This is a genomic window from Methanoculleus frigidifontis (assembly GCF_030464345.1).
GTDB classification, from domain to species: Archaea; Halobacteriota; Methanomicrobia; order Methanomicrobiales; family Methanoculleaceae; genus Methanoculleus_A; species Methanoculleus_A frigidifontis.
The window spans coordinates 293,388-310,452 of record NZ_VCYH01000004.1; the positions used below are offsets into that span (position 1 = coordinate 293,388).

General features: G+C 61.1%; 18 protein-coding genes. 6 read left to right on the forward strand and 12 right to left on the reverse strand.

All coding sequences use genetic code 11. The features are described from left to right. Positions 1-72: 72 nt before the first annotated feature. The 4 genes from FGU65_RS08030 to radC all read right to left on the reverse strand — a co-directional run bounded on the left by FGU65_RS08030 (position 73) and on the right by radC (position 5,053). Positions 73-411, reverse strand: a complete 339-nt coding sequence (locus FGU65_RS08030; protein WP_301663916.1) for a hypothetical protein — start codon at positions 409-411, stop codon at positions 73-75. A gap of 10 nt (positions 412-421) precedes the next feature. After that, on the reverse strand, positions 422-916 hold the full coding sequence (locus tag FGU65_RS08035; RefSeq protein WP_301663917.1) for a HEAT repeat domain-containing protein: 495 nt from the start codon (positions 914-916) through the stop codon (positions 422-424). A 38-nt stretch (positions 917-954) separates the two neighbouring features. Then, positions 955-4,038, reverse strand: coding sequence for a PAS domain-containing protein (locus FGU65_RS08040; protein ID WP_301663918.1), 3,084 nt, complete (start codon positions 4,036-4,038; stop codon positions 955-957). A 349-nt stretch (positions 4,039-4,387) separates the two neighbouring features. Then, on the reverse strand, positions 4,388-5,053 hold the full coding sequence (gene radC, locus FGU65_RS08045) for a RadC family protein (RefSeq protein WP_301663919.1): 666 nt from the start codon (positions 5,051-5,053) through the stop codon (positions 4,388-4,390). A 185-nt stretch (positions 5,054-5,238) separates the two neighbouring features. Here radC and FGU65_RS08050 point away from each other — a divergent pair, with 185 nt between their 5' ends. Then, positions 5,239-6,897 carry a tetratricopeptide repeat protein gene (locus FGU65_RS08050; RefSeq protein ID WP_301663920.1) on the forward strand — a complete coding sequence of 553 codons (1,659 nt, stop codon included), beginning with the start codon at positions 5,239-5,241 and terminating at the stop codon, positions 6,895-6,897. Between the two features lie 30 nt (positions 6,898-6,927). Here FGU65_RS08050 and FGU65_RS08055 read toward each other — a convergent pair whose 3' ends face one another. The 4 genes from FGU65_RS08055 to FGU65_RS08070 are packed head-to-tail and all read right to left on the reverse strand — an operon-like array spanning position 6,928 to position 10,106. After that, positions 6,928-8,058, reverse strand: coding sequence for a pyridoxal phosphate-dependent aminotransferase (locus tag FGU65_RS08055; protein ID WP_301663921.1), 1,131 nt, complete (start codon positions 8,056-8,058; stop codon positions 6,928-6,930). Then, positions 8,055-8,462, reverse strand: coding sequence for a 6,7-dimethyl-8-ribityllumazine synthase (gene ribH / locus FGU65_RS08060; RefSeq protein WP_301663922.1), 408 nt, complete (start codon positions 8,460-8,462; stop codon positions 8,055-8,057). Before ribH ends, FGU65_RS08055 begins: the two co-directional genes overlap by 4 nt. A 58-nt stretch (positions 8,463-8,520) precedes the next feature. Further along, on the reverse strand, positions 8,521-8,982 hold the full coding sequence (gene ribC / locus FGU65_RS08065) for a riboflavin synthase (protein WP_301663923.1): 462 nt from the start codon (positions 8,980-8,982) through the stop codon (positions 8,521-8,523). Next, positions 8,979-10,106 (reverse strand): pyridoxal-phosphate-dependent aminotransferase family protein, encoded by a 1,128-nt coding sequence (locus FGU65_RS08070; protein WP_301663924.1) that lies wholly within the window; start codon positions 10,104-10,106, stop codon positions 8,979-8,981. Before FGU65_RS08070 ends, ribC begins: the two co-directional genes overlap by 4 nt. A gap of 136 nt (positions 10,107-10,242) precedes the next feature. Here FGU65_RS08070 and purE point away from each other — a divergent pair, with 136 nt between their 5' ends. Then, complete coding sequence (purE, locus tag FGU65_RS08075; protein ID WP_301663925.1) at positions 10,243-10,635, forward strand: 5-(carboxyamino)imidazole ribonucleotide mutase; 393 nt, start codon at positions 10,243-10,245, stop codon at positions 10,633-10,635. 122 nt (positions 10,636-10,757) lie between these two features. On the opposite strand, the gene thiC is transcribed toward purE, so the two are convergent. Beyond that, positions 10,758-12,041 (reverse strand): phosphomethylpyrimidine synthase ThiC, encoded by a 1,284-nt coding sequence (thiC, locus tag FGU65_RS08080; RefSeq protein ID WP_301663926.1) that lies wholly within the window; start codon positions 12,039-12,041, stop codon positions 10,758-10,760. Between the two features lie 25 nt (positions 12,042-12,066). On the opposite strand from thiC, the gene FGU65_RS08085 reads away from it, so the two are divergent. The 3 genes from FGU65_RS08085 to FGU65_RS08095 are packed head-to-tail and all read left to right on the forward strand — an operon-like array spanning position 12,067 to position 13,662. Continuing rightward, complete coding sequence (locus FGU65_RS08085; protein ID WP_301663927.1) at positions 12,067-12,666, forward strand: MBL fold metallo-hydrolase; 600 nt, start codon at positions 12,067-12,069, stop codon at positions 12,664-12,666. Further along, positions 12,659-13,114 carry a GIY-YIG nuclease family protein gene (locus FGU65_RS08090; protein WP_301663928.1) on the forward strand — a complete coding sequence of 152 codons (456 nt, stop codon included), beginning with the start codon at positions 12,659-12,661 and terminating at the stop codon, positions 13,112-13,114. Before FGU65_RS08085 ends, FGU65_RS08090 begins: the two co-directional genes overlap by 8 nt. After that, entirely contained in the window at positions 13,111-13,662 is a 552-nt protein-coding gene (locus FGU65_RS08095) for a flavodoxin family protein (RefSeq protein ID WP_301663929.1), read from the forward strand. The genes FGU65_RS08090 and FGU65_RS08095 overlap by 4 nt, the downstream gene beginning before the upstream one ends. Positions 13,663-13,794: 132 nt before the next feature. Here the strand turns inward: FGU65_RS08095 and FGU65_RS08100 are convergent, their stop codons facing one another. Both FGU65_RS08100 and cofH read right to left on the reverse strand, forming a co-directional pair. Beyond that, positions 13,795-13,953, reverse strand: a complete 159-nt coding sequence (locus FGU65_RS08100) for a DUF1328 domain-containing protein (protein WP_301663930.1) — start codon at positions 13,951-13,953, stop codon at positions 13,795-13,797. A 205-nt stretch (positions 13,954-14,158) separates the two neighbouring features. Further along, a complete protein-coding gene (gene cofH, locus FGU65_RS08105) occupies positions 14,159-15,244 on the reverse strand; it encodes a 5-amino-6-(D-ribitylamino)uracil--L-tyrosine 4-hydroxyphenyl transferase CofH (RefSeq protein ID WP_301663931.1) in 1,086 nt (361 codons plus the stop codon). A gap of 118 nt (positions 15,245-15,362) precedes the next feature. On the opposite strand from cofH, the gene FGU65_RS08110 reads away from it, so the two are divergent. Next, positions 15,363-15,674 carry a YunC family protein gene (locus FGU65_RS08110; RefSeq protein ID WP_301663932.1) on the forward strand — a complete coding sequence of 104 codons (312 nt, stop codon included), beginning with the start codon at positions 15,363-15,365 and terminating at the stop codon, positions 15,672-15,674. A gap of 12 nt (positions 15,675-15,686) precedes the next feature. Here the strand turns inward: FGU65_RS08110 and FGU65_RS08115 are convergent, their stop codons facing one another. Then, positions 15,687-16,844 (reverse strand): tetratricopeptide repeat protein, encoded by a 1,158-nt coding sequence (locus tag FGU65_RS08115; protein ID WP_301663933.1) that lies wholly within the window; start codon positions 16,842-16,844, stop codon positions 15,687-15,689. Between the last annotated feature and the right edge of the window lie 221 nt (positions 16,845-17,065).

Genomic DNA, 17,065 nt, shown 5'->3' on the forward strand with positions numbered 1-17,065 from the left:
AGAACGGCGGCGTGACAGCGCCCGGGATGCACAGACCTGCAGACGGCCAGGCTCCAGCAGAATCCTGCCATTTCAGCGTTTCATGCCGGATGCCCGCAGCGCAGCGAGGCGGAGAAGGGGTTCGGGCATCTCCTCGCAGGCCGGGCGGCCGGAGCCGGCACCGCCGCCCGTGCACCCGCTGCACCCCTCATCGCACCCCTGTACCGGAACAAGTTCTTCCACAGGAGCGCCGTTCATCAACACCTGCCCGGCGGCATCCCGGGGGAGCGGTGTCTCCAGTATCGCCACCCAGACCCCCCGCTCCTCGAGCCGGCTCTTAAGATCGGCGAGAATCGCCCGAAACGCCGCATCCCTTTCAGGGTGACGGGGAGGCGCCGCCCGCCTCCATTCGATCAGCAGATCGCCCTTCATGCAATCCTCCTCACCGGCCAAGCTGCCGCTGCCGGATCTCCCGCTCCTCAATCTCCTGCAGGAGATCGCGGGCGACCTGCCGCACCGCTGCGTCACCGGTCACCGACACCTGAACGAGTGCCTTTCGCGCCGGTTCGCCGAGGTTCACCAGCGCCCGTGCCACCGCAATCCTGACGGCGATAGCCCGGTCCTGCAGCCGCCGGACGAGTGCGTCGACCGCCCGCGGATCACCGATCTTCCCGAGGCTCACGGCAGCCTCTTCCCGGACGTGTTTGCTCTCGTCGTTGAGAGCCTCGACGAGAGGCTCGACCGCCCGCGGATCGCCGATATTGCCGAGAGCTACGGCAGAGCGCCAACGGACGCTGAGATAATCGTCCTTCAGCGCCGCCGCAAGCAGTTCGACCGCACGGTCGGTACGCGCCTCTTCGAGCAGCAGAACCGCAGTCCACCGGACTTCGGAGTCGGGATGGTGCAGCGCTCGTTCGAGGCGCTCCGGATCACGCATGATGCACTCCGGCCGGCACGTCCGTTATCGGACAAACCCTATTCATTTCGCTGCAGGAACTCACGGACCTTCCTCGATTCGACCCACCCCTGGTCGAGCTGTTTGACGATGTCGTTGATCCGCCCTACCTGGTCGACAATCTTCTCCGTCCGGTCATCGTCGATCAGCTCCGAGGTACCCAGGATCACCTGGAGCGGCTGCCGGACATGATCGCCGAGGATTGCAAACTGCTCGATGTTCTTGTTGATCCGGTCATATGCCTGCTGTTTCAGCGCCTCCATCCTCACCTGCCCGGTGACGTCCTGCACCTGGACCATGTACCCGGGCGTATCGCTCCCACCCGCTTCGATCGGTGTTATCAGCACATCGATGAAGATAACACCCGACCGCTTCGTGGTATAGAGATTCCGGCGCCGAACCAGATCAAAGTCGTAGGGTATCCGGAACCGCACGACCTGCCCTTCAAGCAGGGGGCGAAGCTCCGGGTCGGGCAGGTTCGGATCCTCAAACAGGGTGAAGTCCTGCAGATCCTCACTGCCGTCTATCCCGAATATACCGCTACAGGCATCGTTGAGGGTCAGGAGTTTGCCCTGCGCGTCGTAGACCAGAATGCCGATCGGCGACTCTTCAAAGATGCTTCTGAACCGCTCCTCGCTCTCCCGGAGAGCGATCTCTGCTTTTTTCCGCTCGGTGATGTCCCGGCCGACCACCTGGACGCCGACCACCGCATCGTCTTTGAAGATCGGGGACTCGCTCATTTCTACCGCAGCATATGTCCCGTCTTTCCGCAGAAGGCGGATCTGCACCCCTTCAACCGGGTTGCCGCCGGCGATCGTCCGATGCGCCGCTTCCCACCGCGGCCTGCACTCCGGGGCTACATAGTCTCCGCATTTGGAGCCGACCAGTTCCTCAGGCGAAAACCCGAGTATCCGCTCGACAGCGGGGGAGATGAAGGTGATCCCGTCCCGGTGGTAGCAGGTGTAGATCATATCGAAGCTCCGCTGGGTGATGTCCCGGAATTTCTTTTCGCTCTCCCTGAGCGCTTCTTCAGCCTGTTTGCGATCGGTGATGTCGTAGATCGTCCCCTCGATCCGGACGGCACCTCCCGAACCGTCGGAGACGTTCCGCGCCAGTTCCTGAACCCACCTGACACCGCCGTCCTTGCGGATGATCCGGTACTCCCGGTTCGAGACGTGCCCCGGGGTCGCCGTGAGCAGCCCGGTGCTTTCCCGGAGCCTTTCGCGGTCATCCGGGTGAATCAGGAGCTCCCAGCGCTTCACGCCCCTGAGGATCTCGTCCTCGGTGTACCCGGTGATCGCCTGCACCTTCCCGTGGAGGAAAACCGGACGGAAATCGAGCGTGCTGCGGAAAGCAACACCCTGAAAGTTCTGGACGAAGGAGCGATAGCGCTCTTCGCTCTCCCGAAGCGCCGCTTCCGCCGCTGTCCATTCGGTAATATCGAGAACGGCTGCAATTGCACCGGTATAATTGCCCTCCGTATCGACGAGCGGCGCTGCGGAGACCAGCGTACGAACCCGGCTCGAGTCCTTGTGGAGAAAGACGAACTCATGACTCTCCCGGATACCCTGCCGCCTCCGGGAGAGGGCGTCCTCTGCTATGGCGACGCCCTCGTCGTCCATAAACGAAAACAGGTGGCGCCCAAGCATCTCATCGACGGTATACCCGAGGATTCCTGCCATCTGCGGATTGACGTAGGTTGTCCGGCAGTCCTGGTCGATCTTCCAGATACCCTCGTTGAGGCTTTCAATGATCTGCCGGGACTTTCTCTCATTCTCCCGGATCGCGGCTTTTGCATGCTGCAGTTCGCTGGTATCCCGGGCAGCCACGACAACGCCGAGAACGGTGCCGTCCGGGTCGCGGAAGACCGAAGCGTTGCAGAGGAGCGGGACGGTGTGCCCGTCGCTGTTCTGCAGCAGAAGCGGGTAGTCCCTGACCGAGCCGGTCTCAAGAGCCTCCCGGCAGGCACCCGCCGCTCTCTCCGGATCGGTGAAATAGTCGGAAAAGGCGGTTTTGATCAGCGCATCACGGGCGTACCCGCTGATCGACTCCACCGCCGCGTTCATATCGGTAATAACCCCATGCGGGTCGATCACCGCCATGGGATCGGGGCTGGCTTCGATGAGACTGCGGTTATAGGCATTTGCGCGTTCAAGTGCCTCGGATACGGCAACCCGGTCGCTGATATCGCAGAGCTGCTCGATGATCAGAACCGCCTCGCCCTCGTCGTTCAGGATAGGGCTCGCCCGGCATTCGAGATGCCGCCCGAGCTCGGGGACGTACTTCTCGATGACCACGGGTTTTCCACTCTCAGCCGCCTGTGCACTTGCACAGACAGGACAGGGAGTTGTCCGTCCGATCACCTCGTAGCATCTCTTGCCGATGACCTCCCCGGGTTCCATGCCAAGGAGGTCATACGTCGCACGGTTGTAGCGGATCATCCTCCTGTCGGGTGTCTGAATGCCGATGATATCCCCGAGGTTTTCGAAGATTGCTTCGAGCAGATCCGCGCTCTCCTTCACCTTTTCCTGGCGGAGTTCCTCTTCTGTGACGTCCCGGAATATCCAGCGCAGACCGGCGAGGGTTCCGTCTGAGTCGAAGACCGGGGCAACCGTCCCGGAAATGCGGAGCGATCGGCGATCCGGCGAGCGAACAATCCCTTCCCACGGCAGCGCCCCTGCTCCCTCGCTCGTCCTGAGAATCGAGGAGAGAAGGGCATCCCGATCTGCCGGAGAGATGTACTGCAGGAGAGAACTGCCGGCCGGGTCGTCGGTGCCCGGCCGGAGCAGTTCCTCCGCCATCCGGTTCGCCTCCCGGATAATCCCGAACTGGTCGGTTACGACATAGGCCTCGGGCGCAGAGACGAAGAACTCCCGGTACCGCTCCCGCTCTTCCTGGGCCGCGCTCCGGGAACGTTCAAGCTCACGGTTCTTCTCGCGCAGGTTCTCGGTTGCTTTCAGCAGGTCGTCGAGGACTCCGGAGAGCCTGGCCACAATATCGCCGGACACCTCCAGGCAACCCCGGGAGGCTTTGGTACGCCGGTCAGGGTCCTCCAGATACCTGCGGACGGCCTCGATCTCCTCGTTCAGTGGTGGGGCATTCATTGCTCTTCAACAGGTTTCGTTCTCCTGCAGTGTACGCAGCAGATCGCTACGCCAACCGACACAGCCGGGAAACCCATCCGGATCGCTCCCGGGCGGGCAACCTATGAATGTACACATAATATTTGATAGCCAATATATAACTTGGCGGATATACCCAATACCCTTTCCGACGCGGCATCTGCGAGAAAATGTAGTTTTCCGCCCTGCTCTTCGGGAGAACCGGTAGCGGATCGACCATGATTGCAGAAACCCTTCCAGAAATGCACCCTGCCGCATGCAATACTTTATCAGGTGGAATATGTCGCTGTCACAACAGAAGCGTGGCGCCGACTGCCGGCCATGCGTCCCGTCAGAGGTGTCCGATCTCCTTCAGGCTGACATACCCTTTCCTCGAAACGATCAGGTGATCCAGGACGCGAATTCCAAGGATGGATCCGGCTTCAGAGAGCTGGCGGGTGATCGCGATATCCTGCTGACTGGGCTCCAGATTCCCCGACGGATGGTTGTGCACCAGGACAACCGACGCCGCACGATCGGTGATGGCATCGGCGAAGACTTCCCGGGGGTGAACCAGACTCTGGTTGAGCAGCCCGACCGTAACGGTTCTCCTGGTGATCACCTCGCCTGCGCCGTTGAGGGTGATGCAGACGAAATGCTCCTGTCGCCGATCCACGAGATCGGTGACGAGCGAGAGCACATCCGTCGGGGAAGCTATCCGGTGCCCCCGGGGATCGCTATCGATGAATCGTCTGGCAAGTTCGAAGCAGGCAATGATCTGACAGGCTTTGGCTGCTCCGACTCCCTCTATCTCCACCAGATCGTCGTATGACGGGGAACAGTTCTCCGTCTTGAGAAATCTGGATATATCCGAGGCAACCAGAAGGACATCGCGCCCCCGGGTGCCTCTCCCGATGATCGCCGCGATCAGCTCCTTTTCAGATAGGGACTCGGCCCCTCGCTTCGCCAACTTCTCGCGCGGGCGATCAAGATCAGGGAGGTCACGAATTCGCTTCATCGCATCAGGCCTGCCGCACGTGGTAAACGACGATTTTGATCCAGGGGTTAGTATAGGTTCCTAAATGCACCGGGAGGCGCCGGCGCCGGTCACGCCGGGCTGCAGCAATCCGGGACCGGCGGCATGCCTGCTCCGGGACAATTACTGATATGTATATATCCTCGTGAGAGAACCATCCAAGTAGTATGTTATTCTCCCGCAAAGGTGCCGGCGAATGGATGAGCAAAGGTTTCGCACTCACCGAGAGGGGGCAGCATGCGGATGCGCTCAAGTGCTATGACCGGGCACTCGGGCTTGAACCGGATTCTGCAGAAGCGTGGTGCGGCCGTGGAGAGGTTCTGCGCCGTCTCGAGCGGTGCGACGATGCGGGAGTCTGTTTTGATCGGGCTCTTGAGATCAATCCCGATCTCGCCGAAGCTTGGCGAAACAAAGGTCAGATACTCTACCACCGGAAGCAGTATGCCGAAGCGGTCTTCTGCAGCGAGCAGGTGATCAGACAGAACCCTGACGATGCTGCTGCCTGGTATGCGAAAGGAAAGGCCTTGAATCGCCTCAAACGCTATGAAAATGCCCTGGAATGCTTCGATTGCGTCATCGGTATCCGCCCGGATTTTGCCGGGGCATGGTTTGAGAAAGGCTCTGCCCTCATCCTGGTGAAAGAGTTCGACAAAGCCACGATCTGCCTCGACGCGGTGACCACAATCGAACCCGATCACGCCGAGGCGTGGCTTCTCAAAGGCAAACTGCATCTCATGCTTCACCAGAACGAGACTGCGATCAGGTGCTTCGATCAGGTCGTCAGGATCCTGCCCGACCACCCGGGAGCGTGGTACAGCAGGGGGATCGCCGCAGAGCGCCTGCAGCATTCGGATGTTGCGATAAAGTGCCTCGAAAGAACGCTTGCGATCAATCCCGGCGACGTCGATGCACTGTACCACAAAGGGCTCGTGCTCCATCACCTCGGCCGCGACGAGGAGGCAATCGCCTGTTTCGACCAGATCCTGCAGATCAACGGGAAGGACGCAGCCACGTGGTTTCATCGCGGGATCTGCTTCTATTCGCTGCAGCGATACAATGGAGCGATCGGATGTTATGACCACGCCCTGCAGATCGATCAGGCGAATCCGGAGATCTGGCATCACAAGAGCCTTGCCCTGCTCCGCCTGAACCGGTACGAAGAGGCGCGCGCGTGCTGCGATCACGCCCTCAAGCTCAAGCCGGGTCACGCCGGATTACTGCTCGCCATGGCTGAATCACTCTTCCTGCTCGGGCGGTACGAAGAGGCGGCCACCTGGTACGAGCAGGGGTGTGCACGCAACCCCGGTGATATCGCCGCATGGAAAAACCGCGGAGGCGTCCTCTCCCGCCTCGGACAGTATGACGCGGCTCTTGCATGCTACGAGCAGGCCAGCGAGATGGATCCGGATCTTCCGGGCATCTGGAAGGAGAAAGCCGATCTGCTGAGCATCATGGGACGATATACGGAGGCGAGCGCCTGCTACGATACGGAACTCGCCAGAAACCCGAAACATACGGATGCCTGGTATCGCAAAGGGCTGATCATGCATGCGCTCGAGCGGTACGACAAAGCACTCCTGTACTTCGACCGCGCCCTCGCCCTCGACCCCGGACTGATCAACGCCATCGCCGCAAAGGGGGATGCATTCAGAGCACTCAGGCAGTATAAGCGCGCCGTCGACTGCTACACGCAGTGTCTCGCTGCAAATCCGGAGAATACCAGGTTTCTCGGCGCGATGGGCGAAGCACTCACCGAGCTCGGGCGGATCGGTGAAGCGAAGCGCTGTTTCGACAGAATAGAATCTCTCTCCGGGAAACACTGCTAAAAAGAGAAAAACGGGATTCACCCGGCCGGATCAGAGCATGCTGATCCGGTGCATCGCTTCCTGCAGGTTCACCATCGACGTCGCGTAGGAGAGCCGTTCCCACCCCGGCGTCCCGAATGCAGAGCCCGGCGTGACCGCGACATGCACCTCCCGAAGCCACCTGCGGGCGATCTCGACATCGTCGCTGTCCACCTTTACGTAGGCATAGAAGGCGCCCTCTGCAGGAGCGGTAACGTACCCCATCCCGTGGAGGGCGGCGATAACGTAGTCGCGCCGCCGCTCGAATTCACGGCGCATCTCTTCGACACAGCCCTGGTCACCCGTGAGCGCCGCCACCGCACCGTGCATCGCAAACGTCGCCGGGTGCGAGATGGTGTGCTGCTGCACCTTGTTCATCTGCCGAATAACCTGATCGGGCGCAACGGCGTAGCCGAGCCGCCACCCGGTCATGGCGTAGGCCTTCGAAAAACCGTTGACGGTGATCGTCCGCTCCGCCATATCGCCGATGCCGGCGAGCGAGATATGCTCTCTTCCGTAGACGAGCTTTTCATAGATCTCGTCGGAGAGCGCGATTATGTCATGGTCGGTGCAGATGTCGGCGACGAGCCGCAGGGAACGCTCGTCGAGCACAGCCCCCGAGGGGTTTGAGGGCGAGTTTATCACGATCATCCGCGTGTCCGGGGTCACCGCCTCGAGGAGGGAGTCGTCGAGCTGGAACGAGCCCGGGTCGAGGGCGTGGTGCCGCGGCCTGGCGCCTGCAAGCTGGACGCATGGCTCATACGAGACCCAGGCGGGATCGAGGATCAGCACCTCGTCACGGGGATTGACGACCGCCTCCATCGCCTCGTAGATAGCGTCCTTGGCACCGCAGGTGACGATCACCTGGTCGGGCGATGCCGCAAAACCGTTCTCGGTCGAGATCTTCTCCGCGATCGCCGCGGTGAGCTCAGGGATTCCCTGGCTCGGGGCGTAGTGCGTCTCCCCCCGGCGCAGGGCATCGATGCAGGCATCCGTGATATGCTGCGGCGTCGCGAAGTCCGGCTCCCCGATACTGAGGCTGATGACGTCGATGCCCTCCTGCGCCATCCTTTTCGCCGCATTCGAGATCTCGATAGTGGCGGACGGTGCTATCGAAGCCACCTTCGCAGAGAGACCTCTCATTGCAATCTCTGAACCATCTTTATGGCGGATTCGACGGCACGCTTCGCATAATCAATCCGTTCGGTCGCCTCAAGCCGGGTCATCCCGGGCCCGGAGATGCCGAGCGCGACGGGTTTTCCGAACTCCAGGGAGAGATCGATGATCTTCCGCGCAGCGTGCTGCACAACGATCTCGTCGTGCTGGGTCGCTCCCTCGATGACGCAGCCGATGGTGACGACCGCATCGACGTCCTCCGTCTGCAGCATCTTTTTGATGGCGAGCGGCATATCGTAGGCGCCGGGAACGTAGATCGTCTCCGTCACCTCCGCACCCAGAAATTCGGCATGCTCCCGGCCTTCGATCTCCATCATATAGGTGATGTCCCGGTTGAACTCAGCTACCACAAAACCCAGTTTCACGGTCATGTTTTTCTTCCTCCGTTATCGTTTGGCATCCTGATATTGATAAGCTTCTCATTTTTCGCTACAGGCGGGCAGGTCCGGCGTCCGGGAATCCCTGCCGCTGGCCGGTTCCGGCCGCTTTTTCAAGCTCCCGGGGATACAGCGCCAGTTTGACGGCGTTGACGGCATGCTCGCGGGTGCGCTGCTCGAGCAGCCACGCGAGCTCCCGGTCGTCCTTCGCCTCGTCGGCATGGACGAAGACCTCGATGATATGCCGGTTCGTCATCAGCTGCGCCATGATCAGCCCCTGCGAGGCTTCGTGGGCACACATTTTGTCTTTCTCGGCGCCGCCCGGCATGCCGAGCGCCATGACGATATCGCAGCCGCGCTCCTCAATCAGTTTCTTGCAGGCGACGGGGAGATCCTTGATCCCGGGGACGGTATACCGCTCGATCCCGACGCTGGCATGCCGCCGGATCTCGTCGATGGCGGCCCTGCCCATATCCACCCGTGCAAATGTCGTATCGGCGATCCCGATCTTCATTCGAGCACCCCGGCAGCCGCCTCGACACCGTCGCCGGCGTCGAACCCGTGCTTCCGGAGGGCATGCTGGACTGCCGCCAGGGTTGCGAGGATCTCGGGCGCTCCTACCGCACCCATGGTGCCGATCCGGAATATCTTGCCCTTCAGGTGATCCTGACCGCCTGCGATCTCGATCCCCATCTTCTTCACCGTGCCCCGGAGATCCTTGTCCGTCATCCCTGCCGGGATCTTCATGGCCGTTGCGGTGTTCGAGTAGGCATGAACCTCGTCGAGCTCGGGGAAGAGGTCGACACCCCAGGCGGCCGCCGCGGCCCTGACCGCATCGGCCATCCGCCGGTGCCGGGCGATACGCTGCTCGATACCCTCCTCCTCGATGAGACGGCATGCTTCACGGAGAGCAAGGAAGAGCGGGACCGCGGGGGTGTAGGGCGTCTCCATCAGGTCTTTTTTGCCGCTCTTGCGGTATGCAGCAAGGTCGAGGTAGTACGGCCGGGTCTCGGCGATCCGCTCCCATGCACGGTCGCTGATCGAGACGGCTGCAAGACCCGCCGGAGCGGCCAGGCACTTCTGGGAACCGACGACGGCGACGTCGACGCCCCAGCGGTCGGCCTCCACGAGATCGCCGCCGATGGAGGTGATGCCGTCCATGATGAAGAGTGCATCGTATTTGCGTGCCAGGGCACCGACCGCCGGAGCGGGATTCTTGATGCCGGCGCTCGTCTCGTTGTGCACCATGGTAATGACCTCGGCACCCTCTGCAAGGTGCGCCTCGAGTCCGGCGAGATCGAGCGGCGTGCCCCAGGTCGACTCGAGAACCGTGGCGCTGCCGTACCTGCCGGCGATCTCTGCGAACCGGGAACCGAACTTTCCGTTCACCAGCGATACAATCCGTCTGTCTCTGCCGAAGTTGGCGACCGCCGCCTCCATACCTGCAGTGCCGGAGCCGCTGATGACGTAGAGCTCGTTCTCCGTTCCAAACAGGGGTTTTAAGGTACGCACAATCTCCGCATACGCAGCACTGAACTCAGGGCCGCGGTGGTTGATGGCCTGCCGCATCATTGCAGAGCGCACGCTCTGCGGGATGGGCACAGGGCCCGGAATCATCAGGAGTGGTTCGTTTTCCATGAGGGATCAGTCCGTATATCCGTAGTTTTCGGAAACCTTCGGGAGAGTTTTGATCGTCGTTTCATATCAAGGTCACCTCGTGCCGGGTGCGAAACAGCAGCGTTAATCATCCGTCAGCAGCTACAGGATGAGAGATATGGTGGATGTTGCTGTCATCTGCGGCTCTGCTTCCGATACCGCAGTCGCCGAGAAGGTCTTCTCCGTCCTTCGGGAACAGGGAGTTTCCTACGACTATCAGGTGATCTCTGCTCATCGCGACCCGGATCGCCTGGATGATTATATACGATCGAGCCCCTGCAGAGTCTTCATCGCGATTGCAGGGCTTTCGGCCGCCCTTCCGGGGGTGATCGCATCCAAGACCGCCCGCCCGGTGATCGGCGTCCCGGTGAGCGGGAAACTGATGGGTCTGGATGCGCTTCTCTCGATCGTCCAGATGCCTAAAGGTGTCCCGGTGGCATGCGTCGGGGTGGACAACGGAGAGAACGCCGCACACCTGGCGATCAGGATGCTTGCGCTGGCGAGCGAGTAAAATCGCAACGCCGGAGGGAGGGGGGTAGCGCCTCCAGAGCTGCCCACACACTCTCGTTCCGGGCAGTCAACAACCAAAACGGGTGACGAAGGAGGGTACACTACTATAGCCCGGAACCAGGGCTACCGCTTCTCCGGCGGGTTTAAGATCTCCCGCACCATCTTGACGGCGCAGAGGTCACCGCACATCGAACAGGTATCGAGGTCGCCGTCGCGCTCGTGGATGGTGCGGGCGGTGTCGCCGAAGAGCGCCGCCTCGAACTGTGCCTCCCAGTCGAGGCTCCGGCGTGCCTCCGCCATCCGCATCTCCCGGTTCCTGCTGCCCGGATAGTTCCGAAGCATGTTGCCGACGTGGGCGGCGATCCGGGCGACCCGCGTTCCTTCCTCGATGTCCTGAACGCGGGGCAGCGCCAGGTGCTCGCTCGGGGAGACCATGCAGAGGAAGTCCGCCCCATTCTGACAGGCAACGACACCGCCGATCGCCGCGACCACGTGGTCGTAGCCGGGTGCAAGGTCGGTGACGAGCGGGCCGAGAAGATAGAGAGGCGCTCCTTCGGTCAGCTCTTTGAGCATCCGGACGTTGTGGCCGATCTGCTCGACGGGAATATGCCCGGGTCCCTCGATCATTCGCTGGACACCGGCAGAAAGAGCGCGCTGCGCCAGCCGGCCGAGAGTGAGGTATTCCGTCGCTTTCGCAAGGCGCGTTGCATCGATGAGCGCGCCCGGGCGCATCCCGTCCCCGAGGCTGATGACGACGTCGTACTCGGCCAGGATCTCAAGCAGGTAGTCATACTCAGCATAGAGAGGATTTTCCTCCCCCGTAGCCGCCATCATAGCGACATGGAACGCTCCGCCCCTGCTGACGACGCCCATGACCCGGGGATCGAGGTGCAGAGCATCGAGCGCATCGCGGTTCACTCCGCAGTGGAGGGTCAGGAAGTCGACACCCTGCCGGCAGTGCTCCCGGATGACGGAGAAGAGGGTGTCCGCATCAATGTCGGCGGCGCTTCCGGCACGCCGGACGGCCTCATATATCGGGACCGTCCCGACCGGTGCGTCCAGCGCGAGAATGCGTCTTCGGATGGCGGCAAGATCTCCCCCGGTCGAGAGGTCCATGATTGCGTCGGCACCCTGAGCCAGTGCTGCTCCGGCCTTCTCGACCTCGAGATCGGGATTGCAGAGGTTCGCGGATGTCCCGACGTTGACGTTGACCTTCACCCGGCACCCCTCGCCGATGGCACAGAGGCGGTGCGGCCGGAGTGGATTTGCAGGGACGACAACACGTCCACGGGTGACTGCTCGCGCCGCGTGGTGCGGGTTTTGCCCTTCATCTCGTGCTATCGCCTCGACCTCGGGCGGAACCCCCTTCAGGCATGCTCTGATCAGGGTATCGTGCATAAGAAACATTTGTCTGGAATCCTTATTATTGTGCATGCCGGTCCGGTGGATAACAGACGGCCTCCAGGCTGCCAATTCATTCGTTTACGGAAATATTCTCGTAGATGCGGGTGTTCTTCCGATGAAGCTCACAGAGTTTCGCGATCAGATTGATACAATCATTCTCACCCACTGCCACTACGACCACACCGCCCACGTGGTCGAGATAGCCCGGATGTGTGACGCTACAGTCTGCATCCACACGCTGGATGCACCCGGCCTCACCGAAGATGCACGGAACCTTGCCATGCTCTTCGGGGCACGAGCACCGGCCGTTGTTCCCGACCGTATCCTCCAGGAAGGCGACCGGGTAGGAAGCCTCACGGTGCTGCACACCCCCGGGCACACGCCGGGATGCATCTGCCTCTACGACTGTGATGAGCAGACCCTCTTTTCGGGCGACACGGTCTTTACCGGCGGGTCGTTCGGCAGGTACGACTTCCCCGGCGGCGACCGCACCGCGCTCGCCGCCTCGCTCGCCCGTCTTGCAGATCTGGAGATCGAAGGGCTCTACCCCGGCCACGGTGAGCCGGTAGCTGTGGGCGGACACAAACACATCGCCGCCGCACGCGAACTCATGCGGACCTATGGATAAGGGTATTTACTGCCTCGTCTTTACCAACAGTCTTCGGGAGATCCGGGTAGGCAGTCTGGGTGCCAGAGCGTTTGCAGGCGGGTGGCACGTCTATGTCGGCTCCGCCCTCGGAAGCGGGGGTCTTGCCCGTGCAGAACGGCACATCCGCCTCGCCTGCCGACGGGATAGACCACCCCGGTGGCACGTAGACTACCTGCTGCTCGACCCGGGGTTCTCGCTCACCGCCGTTGTCTCCGCACCGACCGGTATGCCCCTCGAATGCGGTCTCGCCCGTGCCGTCGGGGGGGAGGCGGTGCCCGGCTTCGGCTGTAGCGACTGTGCCTGCACCTCGCACCTCTTCTACCGACCCGAATGTCCCACCGAAGAACTCGTTGCTGCGTTCTGCTCGCTCGGGCTGCATGCAGATATCAAAACAATCAAGAACGAGAGTGACAAGGATACAGTATGAAGGTTCTCGGCATTTCAGGCAGCATGCGGGAGAATGGAAACACAGCACAACTCATCAACGTCATCCTGGACGGGGTGAAAGAGGCAGGAATCGAGACGGAGTACATCACCCTCGCCGATAAGGAGATCCGGCCGTGCACCGGGTGCGAGGTCTGCAAGGAGCGGAAATGGTGCGTCGCGGAAGACGATGACTGGGCTGCGATCATGGAGAAAGTTCTGGACTGCGAGGTACTGATTCTCGGCTCCCCGACTTACTACTACGACATCAACGGGCACCTGAAGAATTTCATCGACAGAACCTACTCCCTCTACCATGACCGGAAGCTCGCCGGCAGAAAGGGCGTCGCAGTGACTGTCTGTGCAGACAGGGGCTGCGAGAGGGCGCTCGAGACCATCGAAGGGTTCCTCAACACCCATGAGTTCTCATATCTCGGCTACGTCTGCGGGAAGGGGTATGCCCCGGGAGACATCAGGAAGGATGGGCGGGCGATGCAGAAGGCCAGGAACATTGCCGATTCCATTGTTCGGTTCCTGCAGCCCGAGGACTGAGGCGCGCGGCGGCGCACCCCGGGTACCCTTCTTTTCCGTATGCAAGATCGGCAGAAGGATTTTCAAAAGAGTGATTTTGAGGTGCGGATCCTGTCTATGGGATCAGTGCTCTCTTCCCGTATCCGGCAGGCGCTACAGGAGCAGCGCTATTATCGCCAGTACGATGAAGATGATCACCAGCCACTTTGCTATCGACATCGACATGCCTGCAATCCCCCGTGCCCCGAGCAGTGCGAATACCAGTGCCAGAACAAAGAACAGGATTGCAAGTCCGATCAAACCATTTACCATCTTCTCATTCCCCCTATCCGGCAGAGCACCGGGTAAGCATCCCCGGTATTGGGGGAGGAGTATTTTAAATTTTGCCAGTTTTATAAAAATACCCGATTCTTTTTCACCCTGAACCGCCGGATTCACGCCAGACTGCTCTCGGACGTCTCTCCTTCCCATATACCGGGGTTTTCCCCGGGAGAGACGGGGTCGTCCGCGCTGCCCGTCAGAGGAGCTCGTAGAGGGTCGTCCGCTGCCGGAGCGGCCGCGCGAGATCCTCCGCCATCCGACGCATCTCCCCGGGGTCAAGATAGTCGGTATCCCGGGCGCCGGCGCCCTTTGATATGCTCTCTTCAAACATCGTGCCGCCGAGATCGTTTGCACCGGCGAGCAGTGCAAGCTGGGCAAACTTCACCCCGAGCTTCACCCACGAGACCTGAAGATTCTCGATGTTGTCGAGGTACAGCCGCGAGACCGCAAACATCAGGAGATCCTCCCTCCCGGTTGCACCGGCCCTGGCGAGCCCCGCCCGGTAGAGGGGCGTGTTCATATGGATGAACGAAAGCGGCACGAACTCGGTGAATCCTCCGGTCTCGTCCTGGATCTCGCGGAGGATCGTAAGGTGCCGGACACGATCCTCGACGGATTCGCAGTGGCCGTACATGATCGTCGCCGTCGACCTGATACCGAGCCGGTGCGCCTCCCAGACGATCCGCACCCACTCGGCGGTGCCGATCTTGCCGGGGCAGATGACACTGCGCACCTCGTCGACCAGGATCTCCGCCGCCGTCCCGCAGAGGGTTCCAAGCCCCGCCTCCTGCATCGCACGGAGCACCGCTTCGGTGCTCATGCCGCTCTTCTTCGCTGCGTATGCTACTTCCATCGGGTTGCTGGCATGGATGTGGACACCGGGAGCGCCTTCACGGATCCACCCGATGATATCGCTGTAGGACTGTGCCGTAAAGTCGGGGTGCAGGCCGCTCACCGTGCAGATCTCGGTAACGTCCCGTTCCAGAGCTTTGCGGGCTTTCGCAAGGATGATTTCCCGACCGTACTCGTAGACACCCTCGTCTCCGGGCTTTTTGGAGAAACCACAGAATCCGCACGCGTTGATGCAGAGGTTGGTGACATTGATGTTCTGGTTCCGAACATACGTCACCACACCTCCGACTTTCTCTTCGCGCACCGTATCCGCCGCCGTCGCAATCGCGAAGACCCCCCGGCCACGCTCTTTCATCAGCCGGACGGCCTCGTCCTCAGTGAGACGGTGACCTGCCAGCACGTCGTCGAGGAGCCGTCGCATCTCAGTCATTGCCATACTCTCCACTGCCACACATGGCTACGAAGGATTGCACACCACCAATGATAAGGTTGGCGCACTCCCGGGTAGAGGCATACACTTATTAGCACGTGTACCCACTTCGGGCAGTATGCAGCAGGAAATGATGCATGAACGGATCCGGCTTCAGTATAAAGACGCATACGGGTATACGATCCCGGTGGGATCAACGGTTCTGCTCGCTGCCGTCACCGAGGACGGCATGATCGGGACGGCGGGATTCGATATCGAAGCGCTCGAAAACCTCGGGATACCGGCAGCGGTGGTTCATGCCGGGGAGGGAATAGAGATCGAGCGTATCAGCGATCTGCTGGACGGAGAGGTTGTGGCAGCCAACCTCCACGCGACGCAGCGCCGCGTCGAGGTCGGCATGAGCGGAAGAGAGGCGCTTGAACGGATGTAAAGAGGGCACACTCTAGTACTGCAGCATCAGCTCGCGTGCCTTCCGGAAGCATGCTTCAGCCTTCTTCCCATTATCGAGGGCCTGGAGTGAAAGCCCCATGTGGTGCCAGGCGTCGGCGTCGCTCCCGTCAAGGCCGATCACCTTGTTGAAGCAGCGGACCGCTGTGGCGTGATCGCCCTCCTGCTGGAACGCAACTCCTGCCCGAAACCAGGCATAGCCGTTCTCAGGCCGGGCGTTCAGGAACCTGGTATAGTAGCGGAGGGCGTCGCTCCACCTGCCAAGGTTGTCGTAGGCGGTGGCAAGCCGGTACAGGATATCGGAATTTTCCGGGTCGAGCTCGAGGGCGTGCTGGTAGCACCCGGCTGCCTCTTCGTCCCGCTCAAGATCATGGAGGACAAGTGCTTTGTTCGACCAGACAACGGCGTTATCGGGATCGGCCCGGAGGGCACGCTCGAAACACCGGAGCGCCTGCCTGACATCCCCCATCCTCTTCAGCGTGACACCCTTGTTATTCCAGGCACCGGCGTCGCTTCGGTCGACCTTGATTGCGCGGTCGAAGCAGGCGACGGCTTCTCCGTAGCGGTGCATCATCCGCAGAGCGCCCCCGAGTTGCACCCATGCAGCGCCGTCTTTCGGATAGAGATCGAGGTAGATGGAATAGCACGCGATCGCATCCTCGTACCGCCCGAGATCCCGCAGAGCATTTCCTTTCTGGCACCAAGACTCTGCATTTTCAGGGTTTATCGGGAGTTTTTTCTGAAAACACCGGACTGCTTCATCATTTTTGCCCATATCCATCAGGACAAATCCCATATTATGCCAGGCGTTGGCGTCATCGGGATCGATCCGGGTTGCCTTCTCAAAGCACTTCAGGGCATCCCGGGTGTTTCCTTCCGCCCGGTGCGCAAGCCCCATGCCGTTCCAGGCGGCCGTATTCCTGGATTCGCCCCGGATTACGGCGTAGAAGCACTGGAGAGCCTCCTGGCTGCGGCCGTTCTGCTGCATGACCCGGCCTTTCCAGTACCATGCGGAGAGTGCCTGCGGGTCGAGCCCGATGGCCTCGTCGAAGCATCGGAGCGCCTCATCGTGCTCCCCCTGCTCGGCATGCCTTCTGCCTTCGCCGATCAAGGCGTCTGTATTCAACCCGAATATCTTGTCCAGAAAGCCCATGATCCTCCAGAATATCCCTGCTCACCCACCCTCTCCCGGCAGAGGGCGAAAGACAGATTGCTTATACTAATGGTCTCTATTCAACACCTAAAAACTTCCATTTTGCATGGCAGGTGCCGGGCTCAAGACCGGTATGCACGAGCCTCCCGTGCGGCAAGCCCTCTCGGCCTTTTTTCGGAGGGGATAGACGGCGTCGGCAGGGTGATGCCCGGCAACTTCCC